We start from the raw sequence: 18,908 nt of genomic DNA on the forward strand, positions 1-18,908 counted from the left end.
GCGAGGACGATTAGCTCAGCGGGAGAGCGCTTCCCTGACACGGAAGAGGTCACAGGTTCAATCCCTGTATCGTCCACCACAGACAATCCCCAGGTCAGCGACCTGGGGATTGTCTTTTCCACTTCTCACCACCGCCTCTCCCCCGCACTCCCGCGACCGGCGCGCCCGCACGGCGTGAGCCGTACGGGCGCCCCGTCACGCTGATCGGCGGGCGGGACGCGGCGGATCCGCCGCCTCGGGATCTCAGGCGAGCGGCACCAGGCCGGCGTAGCCGGGACTCCAGTGGTCCTCGACGCCGTCGGGCAGCAGCAGCACCCGGTCCGGCCGCAGCGCCTCGACCGCGCCCTCGTCGTGCGTGACCATCACCACCGCCCCCGGGTAGGCGCTCACCGCGGTGAGGACCTCACCCCGCGAGGCCGGGTCGAGGTTGTTGGTGGGCTCGTCGAGCAGGAGCACGTTGGCACCGGAGCAGACCAGGGTCGCCAGCGCCAGGCGGGTCCGCTCACCACCGGACAGCACCCCGGCCGGCTTGTCGGCGTCGTCGCCGGAGAACAGGAACGACCCGAGGATGGTCCGGGCCTCGCCGTCGGTCAGGTGCGGCGCGGCCGACGCCAGGTTCTGCCGGACCGTGCGGGCACCGTCCAGCGTCTCGTGCTCCTGGGCGAAGTAGCCCAGCCGCAGCCCGTGCCCGGGCACGACCCGGCCCGCGTCGGGACGCTCATGCCCGGCGAGGGTCCGCAGCAGGGTGGTCTTGCCGGCGCCGTTGAGGCCGAGGACCACGATGCGGCTGCCCCGGTCGACGGCGAGGTCGACTCCGGTGAGCACCTCCAGGGGCCCGTACGACTTGGTGAGGCCGATCGCGGCCAGCGGGATCCGGCCGCACGGAGCGGGCTCGGGCAGCCGGATCCTGGCGACCTTGTCGGCGCGGCGGACGGGTTCCAGCTCGGCCAGCATGCGGTCGGCCCGGCGGACCATGTTCTTGGCCGCGACGGCGGTCTTGACGCGGGCCCGCATCTTGTCGGCCTGCGTCCGCAGCGCCTCGGCCTTGCGCTCGGCGCCGGCGCGCTCGCGGATGCGGCGCCGCTCGTCGGCCTCGCGCTGGGCGAGGTATGCCTCCCAGCCGGTGTTGTGGACGTCGATGGCCGCGCGGTGAGCGTCGAGGTGGAAGACCCGGTTGACGGTGGCCGCCAGCAGGTCGGTGTCGTGGCTGATCAGGACCAGGCCGCCCTGGTGGGCGGTCAGGAAGGCGCGCAGCCAGGCGATCGAGTCGGCGTCGAGATGGTTGGTGGGCTCGTCCAGCAGCAGGGTTCCGTGGCCGGCGAACAGGATGCGGGCCAGCTCGACACGGCGCCGCTGCCCGCCGGACAGGGTGCCCAGCGGCCGGGTCATGACCTGGTCGGGCAGGCCCAGCCCGGCGGCGACCCGCGCCGCCTCCGCCTCGGCGGCGTACCCGCCGCAGGCCAGGAACTCCGCCTCCGCGCGGGTGTAGGCGCGCATCGCCCGGTCCTGGACCGCGCCGGCGGCCCCGGCCATCGCGGCCTCGGCGGCGCGCAGCGCGCGCACCGCGCGGTCCATGCCGCGGGCCGACAGGACGCGCTCGGTGGCGGTGGCGGTGGGATCGCCGGCCCGGGAGTCCTGCGGGAGGTAGCCGACCGGACCGGTACGGGTGACGGCGCCGGCCGCCGGCTGCGCCTGGCCGGCGAGGATGCTCAGCAGGGTGGTCTTGCCGGCGCCGTTACGGCCGACCAGGCCGACCCGGTGGCCCGGGGAGATGTGGAAGGAGATGTCGGACAGCAGCAGGCGGGCGCCGACGCGCACGTCGACACCGCGGACAGTGATCATTTGATCGCACTCCGGATAGCTCAAGGACACAAGGGTGGCGTGGAAGCGGGTGTCCGAGCTAAGAGATCCGGGGTGTGGACATGCCGCGCAGCCTACCCGCCCCCCGCCACGGCGCGCACCGGCTTTTTCCGGCCGGCGCCCCGGGCTCGGCGTACAGGTCCGCCGCCGCCCTCCCGCCGGTCGCCTGTCACCGTGATCCGCAGGTCAGCGGCTGTCCCGTCCGCGCCCCACCCGGTTAATCCGGTTGCCCGGCAGGGCCCGGCCCGCCACCCTGGGCGTCATGAACGTGCCCTACCGGCAGATCCGTGCCGCCTACACCGAGGAGTCGATCACCGTCTACCAGGCCTACGATCCGGTGATCGCCGGCCCCGCCGTCGCGGCCCAGCGGTTCGTCGCACCGTTCAAACGGGAGCGGATGACCTGGATCAAACCGTCGTTCCGCTGGATGATGTACCGCTGCGGCTGGGCCACCAAGCCCGGCCAGACCCGCGTCCTGGCCGTCGACATCACCCGCGAGGGCTTCGAGTGGGCGCTGGCCCACTCCTGTCTCAGCCACCACGGGCCGGACGACGACCGTGCCGGGTGGGCCGAGCGGCTGCGGCACAGCCCGGTCCGGATCCAGTGGGACCCCGAACGCGATCCGCACCACAACGCGCTGCCGTACCGGTCCGTCCAGATCGGCCTGTCCGGCGAGGCCGTCGACCGTTATCTCGACGGGTGGACCCTGACGATCACCGACATCACCGGCCGGGTCCGCGACCTCCACGCCGCCCTCCGGAGCGGCCGGGACGTGACCGGACTGCTCCCGGCCGAGCGCCCCTACCCCGTGCCGGCGGATCTCGCGCAGGTCATCGGCGCCACGGCCGGCGGAGACGCCGGCTGATCCCCCGGCCCACGCGCCCGCCGGACCGGCCCGTCGAGCCCTCCCGCCGTCCGTCCGTCACCGGACCGGCACCTCATCCTCCCCTCCCCCGCAGGCCGTTCAGCAGCCAGCGGCCGGCCACCGCGCACCCGAGCCCCAGCGGCACCGTGCCCGCGCCGAGCCCCACGTCGACGAGCAGGTCGAAGACCTCCTTGCGCCGGGCGGCGGTGCCGATCGCGGCGTCGATGAACCCGGGCGCCTGGGCGGCGCGGGCGAGCACGTCGGTGGTGCGCAGGTGCCGTCCGAGGGCTTTCCCCAGCGCGCGCCGGTAGGCGGGCAGCGGGTCGCCGGCGGCCTGGACGGCGGCCGCGCCGGCGAGCCGGCCGGACAGCAGGGCGTAGTAGATGCCCTCGCCGGTGAGCGGGTTGACGAGGCCGGCGGCGTCACCGGCGAGCATCACCCGGCCGGCTCCGGGCACCGGGCGGCCGGGCGACAGGGGCAGGTGGTGGGCGCGCAGGTCCCGGGCGGGCAGGTGGGGCAGCAGCGCGGCGAGCCGGCCGTGGAGCACCTCCCGGCCGGGCAGCCCGGTGGCGCGCAGCCGGGGCAGGAGCATCCCGAAGCCGACGTTGGCGGTGCCGTCGCCGATCGGGAACGACCACGCGTACGCGGGCCAGCCCTCCCTCTGCATGGCGATGAGCTGGACGTCGTCGTCGGCGGGCAGGTCGGCGTAGCCGCGGACGGCGATCGCGGTGTGCCTGTCGGGAGCGGGGGCGACGCCGATGAGGCGGCGCACGGCCGAGTTGGCCCCGTCTGCGGCGACGACGGCGCGGGCGGTGACGGCGCCGTCGAGGACGACGTGGCCGGGGTGTACGGCGAGCGTGCGGACGCGGTGGCGGCGGACCTCGACGCCGCGGGCCCGGGCGGCATCGACGAGCCGGGCGTCGAAGACCACGCGGGGGACGACGTGGTGGGGACGGGCGACGGTGGCGCAGACGTGCGCGCCCCCGGGTGAGATCACCGACAGACGCCGGGTCGGCCGGTAGTCGGCGATGAGGTCGGGGACGCCGAGCAGGGCGAGCTCGTCGCGGCCGTGGGCGGCGATGCCGTCGCCGCACGCCTTGTCACGGGGGAAGTCCGCCCTGTCGAGCAGGAGCACCCGCGCCTGCGGCCGGAGCTGCTTGGCACTCAGCGCCGCCGCGGAGCCCGCGGGGCCGCCGCCGACGATCACCAGATCCCACACCTCGTCCACGCCGGTGAACTTTCCACCCCGGGCCCGGGTGAAACCGCCCGCCGGGGCCCCTTCCCATGCGGGGAGGGGCTCGGCGGGGAGGCCGGCCGTGCGGGGAGGGGCTCCGGCGGGGAGGCCGGCCGGGCACGGCGATCAGCGCCCCTCCGTCCTCGCCGTCGTCGTCCTCGCCGTTCTCGTCCTCGCCGTCGTCCTCGTCGCCGTCAGAATCCCTGGGCGAGGCGGTAGTAGGCCTGGTTCCAGCGCAGTTCCTTGGCGAACTGGCGCGAGGTGGTGCCGACGTCGATGACGAGCAGTTCGACACCGAGCATGTCGGCGAAGTCGGTGAGCTCCTCGGCGCCGATCGCGGCCGACAGGACGGTGTGGTGCGGGGCGCCGGCGGTGAGCCACGCCTCGGCCGAGGTGCGCAGGTCGGGCCGGGGCCTCCAGACCGCGCGGGCCACCGGCAGGTTCGGCAGCGGCTCGGCCGGGGCCACCACGTCGATCTCGTTGGCCACCAGCCGGAACCGCTCGCCCATGTCGGCCAGGCCGACGACGACGGCGGGCCCCGGCTCGGCGTCGAAGACCAGGCGGACCGGGTCCTCCCGGCCGCCGATGCCCAGGGGGTGGACCTCGCACGACGGGATGCCCGAGGCGATCGTCGGACAGACCTCCAGCATGTGCGCGCCGAGGACGACCTCCTGCCCCGGCGTCAGATGGTAGGTGTAGTCCTCCATGAACGAGGTGCCGCCCTCCAGCCCGGCCGACATCACCTTCAGCGTGCGCAGCAGCACCGAGGTCTTCCAGTCGCCCTCGCCGCCGAAGCCGTAGCCATCGGCCATCAGGCGCTGCACCGCCAGGCCGGGCAGCTGCCGCAGCCCGCCGAGGTCCTCGAAGTTGGTGGTGAACGCCTTGAAGCCGCCGTCCTCCAGGAAGTGGCGCAGGCCCAGCTCGATCCGGGCCGCGTAACGCAGGGAGTCGTGCCGCTCGCCCCCGGCGCGCAGCACGGGGGCGACCCGGAACAGGTCCTCGTACTCCTTGACCAGCGTGGTGACCTCGCTGTCGGAGGCGGCCTCGACCGCCTCGACCAGGTCGTTGACGCCGTAGGTGTTGACCGACACGCCGAAGCGGAGCTGGGCCTCGACCTTGTCGCCCTCGGTGACGGCCACGTCGCGCATGTTGTCGCCGAAGCGGGCCAGCCGCAGCGAGCCCACCTCGGCCCGGCCGGCCGCCGCCCTGGCCCAGGCGGCGATCCGCGCCGCCACGGACGGGTCGCTGACGTGACCGGCCACGGTCTTGCGGGGCACGCCGAGCCTGGCCTGGATGTAGCCGAACTCGCGGTCGCCGTGCGCCGCCTGGTTCAGGTTCATGAAGTCCATGTCGATGGAGCTCCACGGCAGCTCCAGGTTGGCCTGGGTGTGCAGGTGCAGCAGCGGCTTGCGCAGGGCGTCCAGGCCGGCGATCCACATCTTGGCCGGGGAGAAGGTGTGCATCCACGCGATCAGCCCGGCGCACTCGTCGGAGGCGTTGGCCTCCAGGCAGATCCTGCGGATCGCCGCGGCGTCGGTGAGCACGGGCTTCCACTCCAGCTCGAACGGGAGCGAGCCGCCCAGGGCCGCGGCGATCCGCCGGGACTGCTCGGCCACCTGGCGCAAGGTGTCCTCGCCGTAAAGGCCCTGACTGCCGGTGAGAAACCAGACCTTCAACGCTGACTCCTTTGCCCATAGACGTGCTGGTAGCGGTCGTACAGACGGTCGATGTCGCCCTGCGGGATCGGCAGCGGATCACCGAGCTGCCGTGCCAGGTGCACGGTGCGGGCGACGTCCTCGCACATGACGGCGGCCTTCACCGCCGCCTTCGGGGAGTCGCCGACGGTGAAGACCCCGTGGTTGCGCATGAGGACCGCCGGGGAGCGGTGACCCTCCAGCGTGGCGACGACGCCCTTGCCGATGTCGTCGTTGCCGATCAGCGCGAACGGGCCCACGGGGATCTCGCCGCCGAACTCGTCGGCCATCGCGGTCAGCACGCACGGGATCGGCTCACCGCGTGCCGCCCAGGCCGAGGCGTAGGTCGAGTGGGTGTGCACCACGCCGTTCACCTCGGGCATGTGCCGGTAGACGTACGCGTGCGCGGCCGTGTCGCTGGAGGGCGACAGCGAGCCCTCGACGAGGTTGCCCTCCAGGTCGCACACGACCATCGACTCGGGGGTCAGGTCGTCGTAGGAGATTCCGCTCGGCTTGATGACGAACAGGTCCTCCCCGGGTACCCTGCCCGAGACGTTACCCGCGGTCCAGGCGACCAGGTTGTTGCGGACCAGTTCCCGGTGGAGCGCGCAGACGGTCTGTCTCATTCGGTCACCTCGTTACGGATGGCGCGGAGCCGGTGCAGCAGCTCACCGTCCGCGAAGTGGTCGTGCAGGATGCGGTACTCGGCGTACAGCCGGTCGTAGGCGTCGGCCCGGCCGGCGTCGGGCACGTAGGCGGCCTCCGCGCGCTTGCCCATCGCCGCGGCGGCCGCGGTGACGTCGGCGTAGGCGCCCGCGGCGACCGCCGCGTGGATCGCCGAGCCGAGCGCCGGGCCCTGGCCGGAGCCGATCACCGACAGCGGGCGGCGCAACACGTCGGCGTAGACCTGCATGAGGAAGTGGTTCCTCATCAGCCCGCCGGCGACGATGAACTCCTCCACCGCCACCCCGGCGGCCTCGAACGTCTCCACGATCACGCGGGCACCGAACGCGGTGGCCTCGATGAGCGCCCGGTAGGTGTCCTCGGGCCGGGTCGCGAGCGTCTGTCCGACGATCATTCCGGAGAGGTTGTGGTCGACCAGGACCGAGCGGTTGCCGTTGTGCCAGTCGAGCGCGACCAGCCCGTGCCCGCCCACCTTCTGCGCGGCGGCCAGCTCGGTCAGATACTCGTGCACGGTGAGGCCGCGGCGGCCGGCCTCTCGCGTGTAGGACTCGGGCACCGAGGTCTCGACGTACCAGGCGAAGATGTCGCCGACGCCCGACTGGCCCGCCTCGTAGCCCCACAGCCCCGGCACGATGCCGTCGCGGACCACGCCGCACATGCCCGGCACCTCGGCCAGCCGGTCGGACGGCATGACGTGGCAGGTCGAGGTTCCCATGATGGCGACCATCTGGCCGGGCCGCACGGCGTCCGCGGCGGCCGCCGTGACGTGCGCGTCGACGTTGCCGACGGCGACCGCGATGCCCTCGGGCAGTCCGGTCCACCCGGCGGCCCGCGCGGTCAGCCGGCCGGCGAGGCCGCCGAGGGGGGCCGGTTCCCGGCCGAGCTTGCCGGTGAAACCGGCGAAGGCGGGATTGAGCTCGGCCAGGAAGTCCTCGGTGGGGTAGGCGCCGTCCTGGTGGATGCCCTTGTAGCCGGCGGTGCAGACGTTGCGCGTCTCCACGCCGGTCAGCTCCCAGACGATCCAGTCGGCGGCCTCGATCCAGCGCTCGGCCCTGCCGTACACCTCCGGGTCCTCCTCCAGGACCTGCAGGCCCTTGGCGAACTCCCACTCGGAGGAGATCTTGCCGCCGTAGCGGGGCAGCCAGCTCTCGCCCCGCCGCTCGGCGAGGGCGTTGATCCGGTCGGCGTGCGGCTGCGCCGAGTGGTGCTTCCACAGCTTCGGCCAGGCGTGCGGCCGGTCCTTCAGCTCCGGCAGCTCGCACAGCGGGAGCCCCTGCACGGTGGCGGGCAGCACGGTGCAGGCGGTGAAGTCGGTGCCGATGCCGATGACTCGCGACGCGGACACCCCCGAGGCGGCCAGCGCCTCCGGCACCGCCTTGCGCATCACGTCGCGCCAGTCCTGCGGCGACTGCAGCGCCCAGTCGGCGCCGAGGCGCACGTCGGTGCCGGGCAGCCGGTCCTCGATCACCCGGTGGGCGTACTCGTGCACGGCGCTGCCGACCTCGGCGCCGTCGTCCACCCGCACCACGACGGCGCGGCCCGACAGCGTGCCGAAATCGACACCGACCACGTAGCGGTCGTTGTTAGCGTTCACACAATCTCCAGTGATCAGGTGCGGCTCCGCCGTACCGCTGAACGATCTAGGCGCGGCGCATCGAGATGAGGCGCTGCAGCAGGATGAAGACCAGCAGGAGCAGGCCGATGAAGATCTTGGTCCACCACGAGCTGAGGGTGCCCTCGAAGCTGATGATCGTCTGGATCAGACCCAGGACGAGCACGCCGAGCACGGTGCCGAGCAGATAGCCCGAGCCGCCGGTCAGGAGCGTGCCGCCGATGACGACCGCGGCGATCGCGTCCAGCTCCATGCCGACCGCGTGCAGGCCGTACCCCGAGAGCATGTAGAGGGAGAGCAGCACGCCGCCGAGCGCCGAGCAGAACCCGCTGATCGTGTAGACCGCGATCTTCGTCCTGGCCACCGGCAACCCCATGAGCAGCGCCGACTGCTCGCTCCCGCCGGTCGCGTAGACATTGCGGCCCAGGCGGGTGTAGTGCAGCATGTAGGCCGCGGCGAGGACCACCACGAGCGCGATGATCACACTCGGCGAGACGAACATGCCGCCCGGCAGGTCGACGCGGGCCTGGGCGAGGGCCGTGTAGGTCTCGTCGGTGATGGAGATCGAGTCGGTGCCGATCGTGTAGCACAGCCCCCGGGCCAGGAACATCCCGGCCAGCGTCACGATGAACGGCTGGATCTCGAAGTAGTGGATGATGCAGCCCATCGCGAGGCCGAGTGCCGCGCCGACGGCCAGCACCAGCGGGATCACCGCCGACGGTGGCCAGCCCTGGTCCGTGACGAGACTCGCCGAGATCATCGTCGACAGCGCGACCACCGCGCCGACCGACAGGTCGATGCCGCCGATGAGGATCACGAACGTCATGCCGACCGCGACGACGAGCAGGAAGGCGTTGTCGATGAAGACGTTGAGGACGACCTGGCCGGTGGCGAAGCTGTCGTAGCGGACGCCGCCGGCGACGAACATGGCCACGAACAGGCAGCCGGTCACGAGGACCGGGACGTATTTGCGCGAGAGCGCGCGGCGGCCGGCCAGGACGGCGGTGCTCATCGGCCGCTCACCGCCCCTCGCCCGTTCCGGGGGCCACTGCCGCCCCGCGGGCCACCCCGCTCACCGCACCGGACTCGCTCCACACCCATCGGCCGCTCACCGCACCGGATCCGCTCCACACCCATCGGCCGCTCACCGCACCGGATCCGCTCCACACCCATCGGCCGCTCACCGCACCGGATCCGCTCCACACCCATCAGCCACTCACCGCACCGGACTCGCTCCACACCCATCAGCCGCTCACCGCACCGGACTCGCTCCACACCCATCGGCCGCTCACCGCACCGGACTCGTTCCGCGCTCACGCCGGGACCTTCACCTTCTCTTCGGCCTGCGAGGACGCCCGCTGCGGGCGCCTGCGGCGGTGGAACGCCTTCGCGCGGAAGGCCGGGGACTGCAGCAGGCACACCACGGTGACCACCAGCGCCTTGAACAGCAGCGTCGTCTCCGGCGGCACCCCGATCGAGTAGATCGTGGTGGTCAGCGTCTGGATGATGAGCGCGCCCAGCACGGTGCCGCCGAGGGAGAAGCGGCCTCCCGACAGCGAGGTGCCGCCGATGACGACGGCGAGGATGGCGTCCAGCTCGATCCAGAGGCCGGCGTTGTTTCCGTCGGCGCTGGAGACGTTCGAGCTGATCATGAGCCCGGCGATGCCCGCGCACAGCGCGGCGAACGTGTAGACCATGATGATCACGCCGCGCGAGCGGATGCCCGCCAGGCGGCTCGCCTCGGCGTTGCCGCCGACCGACTCGATGAGCAGGCCCAGGGCCAGGCGCCGGGTGAGCACCGCGGTCAGCGCGAGGACCGCCAGCACGATGATGATGCCGAACGGGAGCGTGAGCCAGTAGCCGCCGCCGATCAGCTTGTACGGGCCGCTGTTGACGGTGATGATCTGGCCGTCGGTGACGAGCTGGGCCAGGCCGCGGCCGGCGACCATGAGGATCAGCGTCGCGATGATCGGCTGAATGCCGACGCCCGCGACGAGGAAGCCGTTCCACACCCCGAGGACCAGGGAGAGCACGAGGGCCAGGCCGACGGCCGTGATCACGCCCGAGACGGAGTCCTGGTCGTCCAGGCCGCTGATCCGCAGGCAGGCCAGGGCCCCGGAGATCGCCACGACCGAGCCGACGGACAGGTCGATGCCGCCGGTGGCGATGACCAGCGTCATGCCCAGCGCGACGAGGATCAGCGGCGCGCCGAACCTGACGATGTCGATCAGGCTGCCGTAGAGGTGGCCGTCGCGCATCTGGACGGCGAAGAAGTTGTCGGTGAACAGCAGGTTGGTCAGCAGCAGCGCGGCCAGGACGACGGCGGGCCACAGAAGCCGGTGCCTGAGGATGGGGTTCATGCGCGGGCTCCGCTCGCGATCGTCTCCATGAGGACGTCGGTCGTGAGGTCGTCGTCGTTGTCCAGCTCGGCGACCAGCCTGCGGTCGCGCAGCACGCCGACCTTGTGGCTGAGCCGCAGCACCTCCTCCAACTCGGCGGAGATGAACAGCACGGCCATGCCACCGTCGGAGAGGGAGGCGACCAGACGCTGGATCTCCGCCTTGGCACCGACGTCGATGCCCCGGGTGGGCTCGTCGAGGATCAGCAGGCGGGGTTCGAGGATGAGCCAGCGGGCCAGCATCACCTTCTGCTGGTTGCCGCCGCTGAGGTTCTTGATCAGCTGTTCGGGGTCGGCCGGGCTGATCTTCAGCACGGAGATGTACTTCTCGACCAGTTCATCCTGCTTGCGGCGCGGGATCGGCCTGCTCCAGCCGCGTGCGGCCTGCAGGGCCAGGATGAGGTTCTCCCGCACGGTGAGGTCGGGGATGAGCCCCTCGGTCCGGCGGTTCTCCGAGCAGAAGGCGATCTTCTGGTTCATGGCCGCCCGCGGGGTGCGCAGGTTCACCGGCCGGCCGCCCACCTTGAGGGCGCCGGTGCCCGCGTGGTCGGCGCCGAACAGCAGGCGGGCGATCTCGGTGCGCCCGGAGCCGAGCAGCCCGGCCAGGCCGACGACCTCGCCCTCGTGGATGGTGAGGGTGAACGGCTCGACGGCCCCGGCCCGGCCCAGTTCCTCGGCCTCCACCAGGGGCTCCGTCTTCCGCGAGAGCGGCTTGCCCTCCAGCTTCTCCAGGTCGGCGAGTTCGCGGCCGATCATCTTGCCGACCAGCTCGACCTGGCCGAGCTCGCTGGTGAGGTGCTCGCCCACGAGCCGGCCGTTGCGCAGGATCGTCATGCGGTCGGCGATCTCGTAGATCTGGTCGAGGAAGTGCGAGACGAACAGGATCGCGATGCCCTCCTCCTTGAGCCTGCGCATCACCCGGAAGAGCTGGGCGACCTCGCCGGCGTCGAGGCTGGAGGTGGGCTCGTCCAGGATCAGCACCCGGGCCGAGATGTCCACGGCCCGGGCGATCGCGACCATCTGCTGCACGGCCAGCGAGTAGGACGACAGCGGCGCCGACACGTCGACGTCGAGCTCCAGCCGGGCCAGCAGCTCGGCGGCCCGGCGGCGCATCGCGCCCCACTGGATCCGGCCCAGGCGGCGCGGCTCGCGGCCGATGAAGATGTTCTCCGCGACCGAGAGGTTCGTGCAGAGGTTGACCTCCTGGTAGACCGTGCTGATCCCGGCCTGCTGGGCGGCCGGCGGACCGGTGAAGGCGACCTTCTCGCCGCCCAGCTCGATCTCGCCGGCGTCGATGTCGTAGACCCCGGTGAGGACCTTGATGAGGGTCGACTTCCCGGCGCCGTTCTCCCCCATGAGCGCGTGCACCTCTCCCGGCAGCAGCCGGAAGTCGACGTCGGACAGCGCCTTCACGCCGGGGAACTCTTTGCTGATCCCGCTCATCCGCAGGATCGGGACGGGTGCGGCCATGCGGCGTCCACCTTCCTCGATGGGGACGGGCCGCTCCGGGAAGCGGCCCGTCGTCGATCAGTACTGGCGGCTCGGCAGGGCTTCCTTGGCCTGCTCCTGCGTGAACGTGGTCTCCTCCGTCACAACGCGGGCCGGGATGCTCTCACCCTTGACGACCTTGGCGGCCAGGTCCATCAGCTGCGGGCCGAGCAGCGGGCTGCACTCGACGATGTAGTTGATCTTTCCGTCGGCCAGGGCCTGCATGCCGTCCTTGACGGCGTCGACAGTGATGATCTTGATGTCCTTGCCGGGCACCTTGCCCGCGCCCTCGATCGCCTCGATGGCGCCCAGGCCCATGTCGTCGTTGTGCGCGTAGAGCACGTCGATGTCCGGGTTGGACTTCAGGAAGGCCTCCATGACCTCCTTGCCCTTGGCACGGGTGAAGTCGCCGGTCTGCGAGGCGATCACCTTGAACTTGGGGTCGGTCCCGATGATCTCGGCGAAGCCCGCCTTGCGGTCGTTGGCCGGGGCCGAGCCGGTGGTGCCCTGCAGCTCGACGATGTTCACCGGGTCCTTGGAGTCCTTGAACTCCTCCGACAGCCACTTGCCGGCCTTGCGGCCCTCCTCGACGAAGTCCGAGCCGAGGAAGGTCTTGTAGAGGCTGGTGTCCTTGGAGTCCACCGCCCGGTCGGTGAGGATGACCGGGATGCCGGCGTTCTTGGCCTCCTTCAGCACGGTGTCCCAGCCGGACTCGACGACCGGCGAGAAGGCGATGACGTCCACCTTCTGCTGGATGTAGGAGCGCAGGGCCTTGATCTGGTTCTCCTGCTTCTGCTGGGCGTCGGAGAACTTCAGCGTGACCCCGGCCTTGCCCGCCGCGTCCTGGACGGACTTGCTGTTGGCGGTGCGCCAGCCGCTCTCGGCGCCGACCTGGGAGAAGCCCATCGTGATCTTGCCGTCACCGGCCGAGCCGCCGGAGCCGCCGGAGCCGCCGCTGCCGCATCCTGCCATCGTCATCGCGACGGCGCCGGCCAACAGCAGCGCCGAGATCCTATTCATCATGGGGGGTGTCCTTTCATGCTGTGGGTCCTACTTTGTGAGCGCTAACATCACCGTGGCGACTCCAGCGCCCCCTGTTTCCGTTCTCTGTGCGGCCCCGCCTGTACGGCTAGCGCAGGGGTGAGGTGCTGGCCCTGGCGACGAACGCGGGGGGCACGACGAGACGTTCGCGCACGGGCGGCCCGTCCGCCTCGATCTGCCGCAGGAGCACCTCGATGCTGCGCCGGCCCACGGCCCCGAAGTCCTGCCTGACGGTGGTGAGCGGAGGGGAGAAGAACTCCGACTCCGGGATGTCGTCGAAGCCCACGATGCTGATCTGCTCGGGCACCCTCACCCCTTCCTCCGTGAACGCCCGCAGGACCCCGAGCGCCATCTGGTCGTTGGCCACGAAGACCGCGGTGACCTCATCGGCCATCGCGGCCAGCCGCCGGCCCGCCAGATAGCCGGAGCGCGGGCTCCAGTCGCCGTCCAGCGGTTCGGGGACCGGACGTCCGGCGGCGGCCAGGACGCCGCGCCAGCCGGCGATCCGCCCCTCGGCCTCCAGCCAGTCCGAAGGCCCGCTGACGTGCCAGACCGTTCCGTGGCCCAGGTCCAGGAGGTGCTCGGTGGCGAGCCTGGCGCCCATGACCTGGTCGACGCTGACCACCGAGACGTCCCCGGCGTGGCCGCCCTCGACGGCCACGGCGGGCATGCCCGCCGGCAGGTCGTCGAGCGCCCGGGCCGCCGAGCGCTGCGGCGCGACCACGACGATGCCGTCGACGCCCTGGTCGGCGAGGTAGTCGAGCGCGTCGCGCACGCCCGCCCTGTCGATGGTCCGCAGGCTGACGATGCTCACGAAGTAACCCGCCGCCCGGGCGGCCTGCTCGATGCCGTAAACCGTGCTGGCCGGACCGTAGAGCGTGGTGTCGAAGCTGACCACGCCCAGCCGGCGCGAGTGCTTGGTGACGAGGGCGCGAGCGACGAGGTTTCGGCGGTAGCCCAGCTGGTCGATCGCCTCCAGGACCCGGGCGCGGGTCTCGGCGCGGACGTTCGGATGCTCGTTGAGCACCCGGGAGACGGTCTGGTGCGACACGCCCGCCACCCTGGCGACGTCGGCCATCACGGGAGGGCGACGCTCGGCGGCCGTTCCCACAGGTCGTTCCTTTCCTTGCCGAGGACTTCCCGGCCAGGTCTCCCCGCCGGGGCTTCCGGCCGGGGTTTTCCCGGCTTGGGCAAGACTGTGAACGTTAACAACACTCCCCGTCAAGCACTCGCCCGGTTACGGTCCGGTCACGTGGAACGTCTCGTCAACCCGCTATTGACGTAGCAGCCCATCAGGTCCTTAACTGTTGGCCGTCCCCCGTTGTTAACGCTCACTCCACCGCCACGCCTGTTCGTTAACGCTAACAAAAGGTCGAGGAACCCCATGTGAGAAGAAAGCCTGATCCCTGGCCTTGTCCGCGGCGCCGGTCACCGGCCCGGTGCCGAGGTGACGGCCGCCTCCGGCGCTCCCTCGGGCCGGGTGACCGTGACGGAGGGCGCCGCCGTCCTCGGCGAGGCCACCCTGAACCGCGACGGCAGGGCGAAGGCGGACCTCTCCCGGGACCTGCCGGTCGGCGGGCCCACGCTGACCGTCGCCCACGGCGGTGACGGCAGGTCCGCCCCGTCGAGCACCACCGTCACCCTCGTGGTGAGACCCGCGTAACCGCTCCGCCCGGCGACGCGCGAGGGCGCCGGGACGCCGGGTCCCGTCTAGCAGCGGCCGGGGTCGACGGCGGAGATCTTCCAGTCCGCTCCGGGGAAAGGTGACATGAAGTGGGACAGCAGGTCGACGGCGTAGCCGGGCACCTGCCCTCCCTGGTCGAGCAGCGAGACCATCTGCGGGCCTGCGGCTCCGCGCAGGGTGATCGAGTCCCGTGCCCGTGCGGAGACGAGCCCCGGCCTGGTGCCGACCGTCACGCAGGCCAGCGGCAGATCGGCCGCCTTGATCGTCTGCCTGCCGCCGATGGGGCGCATCCGCTGGTCGTAGTGGCGGAACGCGAGTGACCTGACCGGTCCGAGCCGCACGTCCTGGTTGAAGACGTCGGCTCCGACGCTCCTGCTGACCTTGACGTTCAGCTTCACGTCGGGGCGCAGGTCGACCCCGTCCGCGCGCAGGTCGAGGCGGTCGTAGCCGCCCTCGAAGCCGGGCGTGAGGTAGCCGAGCGCCTTCGGTGCCGCGATCCCGAACGGGATCCGGCCGGGACGGATCCTCAGCCACGACATCCGGTGCACGGCGAGCGACAGGTCCCCGATCCTGCTGCGCCCGAGCCCGAATTCGCCGCCCAGCTGGTATGCGAGGAATCCCCCGGTGCGCGGGACGTCCTTGCGAGCGGAGACCCGCTGGGCGGCGACCGGCGCCAGGGACAGCCCGGTGTGCACCTCCAGCAGCCTGGTCGGCACCGGCCTGGACACGAGTTCGACGGACAGGTCGGGGTTCACCTTGGCGGTGGTGTCGGCGGCCAGGTCCTCGACGGCGAAGGAGGTGTCGAGCAGCTCGCCCTCCCGCGGCCGGTAGACCCGCTCGATCAGCGCGCCCTCGACGGCGAAGAGCCCGTCGAGAGTGCCGGCGCCCGCCTTGTAGGTCAGGCCCGGCAGCTGGAGCCCGGTGTCCGCGGCGTCGGCGTCGATGCCGAACACGGCCGGCACGTCGGTGAACCGGAGCAGGCCGGTCCCGGGCCCGCTGCCGCCGCCCAGCGCGGTCACCTTCGCCTGCAGCCTCCGGACGGGGGTGGAGTTGTGGACCCGGATCCGCGTCCGCTTGCCGTACGCGCCGCTGATCGCGACGGCGGCGGGGACCGGGTCCAGGGCGACCTGGCCGCGCACGCGGCCGTATCCGCCTCCCGCGTCGGTCTCGGCCAGCACCTTCAGCGAACCGACCGTCGCGGCGGGCTCCAGTCTGTAGTTGGCGGTGACCACGCTGGTGTCGCGGCCTTCGTCGTCCTTGCCCCTGGCGATGCCGAATGGGCCGACGGACATGCGGGTGATCGACCGGGGCAGCCCGGTCAGGATGGCGAGCGCCCTGACCGGCGCGGGGGCGAGGACGGTGCTGTCGAGATACAGGCCGAGCCTGCCGGAGGCGGGCCGATAGCCGGTGAAGGCGAACGTCTGCCTGGCGGGGTCCACCGTGACCTTGGACGGCAGGCCGGTGACGTCGACGGATCCCTTGAGGCCGAAGCAGCCGCGCTCCGCCGTGCAGAACGGGCCGCCGGTGCCGCAGCCGTCGCAGCCGGCGTCGACCAGGGAGAGACCGCCGGGCACGTGCGGGACGGCCTTGATGGCATCGAGGGCCGCGGCCTTGCCCAGCCAGACCTGGGCCCTCAGGTCCAGCCGCCGGCCGCCCGCGTCATAGGTGACGGGGCCGCCCGCCGCCGCGGAGACCGCGATGCCGCCCGGAACGGGCCCGAGGCGGCCGAGCACGCCGAACCGGAGATCCCCGGCCGGCCGGATGTCGGCGTCGAGGGCGACGGTCTGCCGCGCCGCCCGGACGCCGGCCCTGAACCCGCTGCCGGTGGGGGTGAACTCCGCGTGCTTGAGCCCGTCGATCCTGACGCTGGCGTCGAAGTCGCCGCTGGCCTCGACGTAGTGCGCGGCCAGGTGCGGCCCCGCGGGAGCCCGGGCGCCCGCGTGGTTGGTGACGGCGATCGCCGCCGAGCCGATCGGCCCGGACAGACCGCGGAAGCGAGGGGTCCGCGCCGCCCATGAGGCGTCGAAGCGGGCGGGGACGCCGGTCGCGCTCACCGCCAGCCTGAAGGCGCGGCCCTGAACACCGGCCCTGGCGACGGCGGTCACCGAGGCCACCGGGCGGTCGGCGGTCCAGTCCAGGCGGCTGTCCCGCGTGTCGACCACGGCGGTGACGTGCCCGCGCACGCCTTCCACGGCCGCCTGCACGTCCTCGCCGCCGGCCGGGCCGACCCGCGTCAGGTAGCTCCTGGCGGCGTAGAGCCCGACCTTCTTGAGGTCCGCCGTGGTCGCCACGTCGACGGCGGTCCGCTCGCCGAGCCGCCAGGACGCCCTGACGGTCGAGCGGACGCCGTAGAGGCTGCCGTCGACCGTCGGGCCGGTCCTGGTGTGGGCGTAGGCGGCGCGTAGCCTGTCGATCACCCCGCTCGCCCCGTATTCGGCCCGGCCCGCGCCCGGATCAAGCTCCGCCCTGATCCTGGCGGGGGTGTTGGACAGCTCCAGCCGGACCAGATGGGTCCGGTCGATGCTGGCCGCGCCGAGGAACGGGCGGCCGCTCGGGCCGAGCCTCAACCGGATCCGTGGCACGCCGCCGTAGGTGACGTCGGCCCCGGCCACCTGGGACAGCCGGCCCGAGACACCGAGCCGGCCGCCGTCCTTGATCATGGTGACGTGGCCGCCCCGGGGGGTCGAGATCGCCCCCTCGTTGCGCTGGAGGATCACCTCGAGACCGCCGATCGCCGAGCTGGCCGTGTGCGTCACCCGGTGGGCGGCGAGGTCGTTGACGAGCCTGACCCGGGCCGGCAGGCCGGTGAGCGCGGCCTGGACGACGGTCCTGTCGGCCGCCCTGTCGAAGTAGAGCACGTCGGCGGCCTCCGCCCGTGGCGCCCCCGAGGTCACGGTCAGCGCCTGGGTGCCCGCCGCCGAGGCGTAGCGCGCGCGGAAGTCGGACGGCAGCCTCGTGATCGAGAGGCCGGCGGCCTTCGCCAGCAGCCCGTCACGGTAGACGTAGTCGTGGAGCTGCGCTCTGCCGATCGGGGCGGGGCTGGTGAAGTGGACGTCGGCGGCGCCCCCGGAGCGGGTCAGTTCCGCGCTCAACCGGGTCCGCATCTCGTCGGCCAGCATCCGGGTGAACCTCCGCCGGTCGGTCACGACCAGCGCGTCGAGCTCGGCCGGCGCCGAGGATGTGACGCCCAGCCTGCTCCGCTCACCGTCGGACCTGGCACGGGCGGTGAACCTCGCGGCCGCGGGCGCCTGTCTCAGGCTGATCAGCGTCTTGCCGTCGAGTCCCGCCACCACCGCGGCCGAGGCTCCGGGGTCGGACCTCCGCACGTCCGCCCGCACGTCGACCACGCCTGCGGCCTGCGCGGCCAGGTCGACGGTGAAGATGCCCCAGTCGAGCCCGGACAGCGAGGACCCGCGCCGGTATCCGTCGAAGCCGACCGACAGCCGCCTGACCTCGCCGTCCTTGCCGGGGATGTCGTACTGCGCCCACACCTGTGCCTTCAGCGGCCCGTCGTGGGTCTCGCTGCCGGGCAGCCTGGCGCTCGCCAGGCCGATCCCCACCGCGTCCGAGCCCTTCACCTTCTGCGGCACGAGGCTCGCGAGCACGTCGGCCGTGCCGTCGCCGGTCACGTCGGCCTGCACCGGCGTGGCCGGCGGCTGCGGCGCCGAACAGGACGCCGGGCGGCCGGCGCTCTCCGCGCAGAGCCGGTAGGTGAGCAGCGGGACGCCCTTCGAGACCCCCGCGAGCTCCTTGATCCGGCCGAGCGCTCTCGCCGCCGGCCTGGAGACCTCCAGGATCGGCGCCTGGTCGGCCGCGGGCAGCAACTCCTGGACCACAGGCGCCGTGCGCCCCGCCCCCTCCGCCGCCAGCCGCCGCTCGGCGTCCGCGACGATCCCGTTGACCAGGGCGGGACCCGCCGGGGTGGTCACCGGGGGCGGTTCGGGGCCGACGGGCCGTTCCGGCACCGGCCGGGCTGCCGGAGACGGCTCCAGCGGCACGCCGGCCGACCCGCTCGCCGGGACGGGGACCTCCGGCACAGGGTCGATCCTCGGCCTGGACACCGCGGCGTGCCCGCCGGCGTGCGCCGGCGCGGGGACCCCCATGAGCAGCGCGCCGGCCACGGAGACGGACAGACAGGTCAGAGCGTGCCGGTGACGCCGCGGCATGAGTGGCTTTCCCCCGGGGATCGGATCGCGTCGGCCGATAATCAAGAAAGCGCAAAGCCGACCACATCGGCGCACTGCATGTCAAGGAAGGATTTACCAGGACATGCGGAGGCGACCCCCCGGACACCCCCGCCCGGGCACGCCCATCACCTGCCCCACCGGCGACCTGCCGGCAGCAACGT

At 72.4% G+C, this 18,908-nt stretch carries 13 protein-coding genes and 1 tRNA gene; 3 read left to right on the top strand and 11 right to left on the bottom strand.

All coding sequences use genetic code 11. The features are described 5' to 3' along the window. The first annotated feature begins 4 nt into the window (after nt 1-4). Nucleotides 5-79, top strand: a tRNA-Val gene (locus ACZ6R6_RS15900). A gap of 164 nt (nt 80-243) precedes the next feature. Here ACZ6R6_RS15900 and ACZ6R6_RS15905 read toward each other — a convergent pair. Continuing rightward, nucleotides 244-1,842, bottom strand: coding sequence for an ABC-F family ATP-binding cassette domain-containing protein (locus tag ACZ6R6_RS15905; RefSeq protein ID WP_470093878.1), 1,599 nt, complete (start codon nt 1,840-1,842; stop codon nt 244-246). 280 nt (nt 1,843-2,122) lie between these two features. On the opposite strand from ACZ6R6_RS15905, the gene ACZ6R6_RS15910 reads away from it, so the two are divergent. Then, nucleotides 2,123-2,725, top strand: a complete 603-nt coding sequence (locus ACZ6R6_RS15910) for a DUF4291 domain-containing protein (protein WP_470093880.1) — start codon at nt 2,123-2,125, stop codon at nt 2,723-2,725. A 73-nt stretch (nt 2,726-2,798) separates the two neighbouring features. Here the strand turns inward: ACZ6R6_RS15910 and ACZ6R6_RS15915 are convergent, their stop codons facing one another. The 9 genes from ACZ6R6_RS15915 to ACZ6R6_RS15955 form a co-directional block, all read right to left on the bottom strand. Then, on the bottom strand, nt 2,799-3,953 hold the full coding sequence (locus ACZ6R6_RS15915; RefSeq protein WP_470093882.1) for an NAD(P)/FAD-dependent oxidoreductase: 1,155 nt from the start codon (nt 3,951-3,953) through the stop codon (nt 2,799-2,801). Between the two features lie 200 nt (nt 3,954-4,153). Next, on the bottom strand, nt 4,154-5,635 hold the full coding sequence (gene araA / locus ACZ6R6_RS15920; RefSeq protein ID WP_470093884.1) for an L-arabinose isomerase: 1,482 nt from the start codon (nt 5,633-5,635) through the stop codon (nt 4,154-4,156). Next, complete coding sequence (locus ACZ6R6_RS15925; protein WP_470093886.1) at nt 5,632-6,279, bottom strand: L-ribulose-5-phosphate 4-epimerase; 648 nt, start codon at nt 6,277-6,279, stop codon at nt 5,632-5,634. Before ACZ6R6_RS15925 ends, araA begins: the two co-directional genes overlap by 4 nt. Continuing rightward, the gene (gene araB, locus ACZ6R6_RS15930; protein ID WP_470093888.1) at nt 6,276-7,931 is read right to left on the bottom strand and encodes a ribulokinase; all 1,656 of its coding nucleotides are present in this window, start codon (nt 7,929-7,931) and stop codon (nt 6,276-6,278) included. Before araB ends, ACZ6R6_RS15925 begins: the two co-directional genes overlap by 4 nt. A gap of 46 nt (nt 7,932-7,977) precedes the next feature. Then, nucleotides 7,978-8,961, bottom strand: a complete 984-nt coding sequence (gene yjfF, locus ACZ6R6_RS15935) for a galactofuranose ABC transporter, permease protein YjfF (protein WP_470093890.1) — start codon at nt 8,959-8,961, stop codon at nt 7,978-7,980. A 301-nt stretch (nt 8,962-9,262) separates the two neighbouring features. Beyond that, nucleotides 9,263-10,309: an ABC transporter permease gene (locus ACZ6R6_RS15940; RefSeq protein WP_470093892.1), complete on the bottom strand. Its 1,047-nt coding sequence runs from the start codon at nt 10,307-10,309 to the stop codon at nt 9,263-9,265. Beyond that, nucleotides 10,306-11,817 carry a sugar ABC transporter ATP-binding protein gene (locus ACZ6R6_RS15945; protein ID WP_470093894.1) on the bottom strand — a complete coding sequence of 504 codons (1,512 nt, stop codon included), beginning with the start codon at nt 11,815-11,817 and terminating at the stop codon, nt 10,306-10,308. The genes ACZ6R6_RS15940 and ACZ6R6_RS15945 overlap by 4 nt, the downstream gene beginning before the upstream one ends. Before the next feature lie 57 nt (nt 11,818-11,874). After that, nucleotides 11,875-12,858 (bottom strand): ABC transporter substrate-binding protein, encoded by a 984-nt coding sequence (locus ACZ6R6_RS15950; protein ID WP_470093896.1) that lies wholly within the window; start codon nt 12,856-12,858, stop codon nt 11,875-11,877. 106 nt (nt 12,859-12,964) lie between these two features. Continuing rightward, nucleotides 12,965-13,954 carry a LacI family DNA-binding transcriptional regulator gene (locus tag ACZ6R6_RS15955; protein ID WP_470094062.1) on the bottom strand — a complete coding sequence of 330 codons (990 nt, stop codon included), beginning with the start codon at nt 13,952-13,954 and terminating at the stop codon, nt 12,965-12,967. A gap of 369 nt (nt 13,955-14,323) precedes the next feature. Here ACZ6R6_RS15955 and ACZ6R6_RS15960 point away from each other — a divergent pair, with 369 nt between their 5' ends. Continuing rightward, entirely contained in the window at nt 14,324-14,539 is a 216-nt protein-coding gene (locus tag ACZ6R6_RS15960) for an Ig-like domain repeat protein (protein ID WP_470093898.1), read from the top strand. A 47-nt stretch (nt 14,540-14,586) separates the two neighbouring features. Here ACZ6R6_RS15960 and ACZ6R6_RS15965 read toward each other — a convergent pair whose 3' ends face one another. After that, nucleotides 14,587-18,726 carry a hypothetical protein gene (locus tag ACZ6R6_RS15965; RefSeq protein WP_470093900.1) on the bottom strand — a complete coding sequence of 1,380 codons (4,140 nt, stop codon included), beginning with the start codon at nt 18,724-18,726 and terminating at the stop codon, nt 14,587-14,589. Nucleotides 18,727-18,908: the final 182 nt, after the last annotated feature.

It is taken from the genome of Streptosporangium sp. NPDC048886, assembly GCF_055586905.1.

Excerpts from the sequence above, each read along its gene's own strand:
- ACZ6R6_RS15955 (WP_470094062.1), bottom strand. The coding sequence starts at position 13,954 with ATGGCCGACGTCGCCAGGGTGGCGGGCGTGTCGCACCAGACCGTCTCC.
- ACZ6R6_RS15965 (WP_470093900.1), bottom strand. The coding sequence starts at position 18,726 with ATGCCGCGGCGTCACCGGCACGCTCTGACCTGTCTGTCCGTCTCCGTG.
- ACZ6R6_RS15905 (WP_470093878.1), bottom strand. The coding sequence starts at position 1,842 with ATGATCACTGTCCGCGGTGTCGACGTGCGCGTCGGCGCCCGCCTGCTG.
- ACZ6R6_RS15925 (WP_470093886.1), bottom strand. The coding sequence starts at position 6,279 with ATGAGACAGACCGTCTGCGCGCTCCACCGGGAACTGGTCCGCAACAAC.
- ACZ6R6_RS15910 (WP_470093880.1), top strand. The coding sequence starts at position 2,123 with ATGAACGTGCCCTACCGGCAGATCCGTGCCGCCTACACCGAGGAGTCG.
- ACZ6R6_RS15940 (WP_470093892.1), bottom strand. The coding sequence starts at position 10,309 with ATGAACCCCATCCTCAGGCACCGGCTTCTGTGGCCCGCCGTCGTCCTG.
- yjfF (WP_470093890.1), bottom strand. The coding sequence starts at position 8,961 with ATGAGCACCGCCGTCCTGGCCGGCCGCCGCGCGCTCTCGCGCAAATAC.
- ACZ6R6_RS15945 (WP_470093894.1), bottom strand. The coding sequence starts at position 11,817 with ATGGCCGCACCCGTCCCGATCCTGCGGATGAGCGGGATCAGCAAAGAG.
- ACZ6R6_RS15950 (WP_470093896.1), bottom strand. The coding sequence starts at position 12,858 with ATGATGAATAGGATCTCGGCGCTGCTGTTGGCCGGCGCCGTCGCGATG.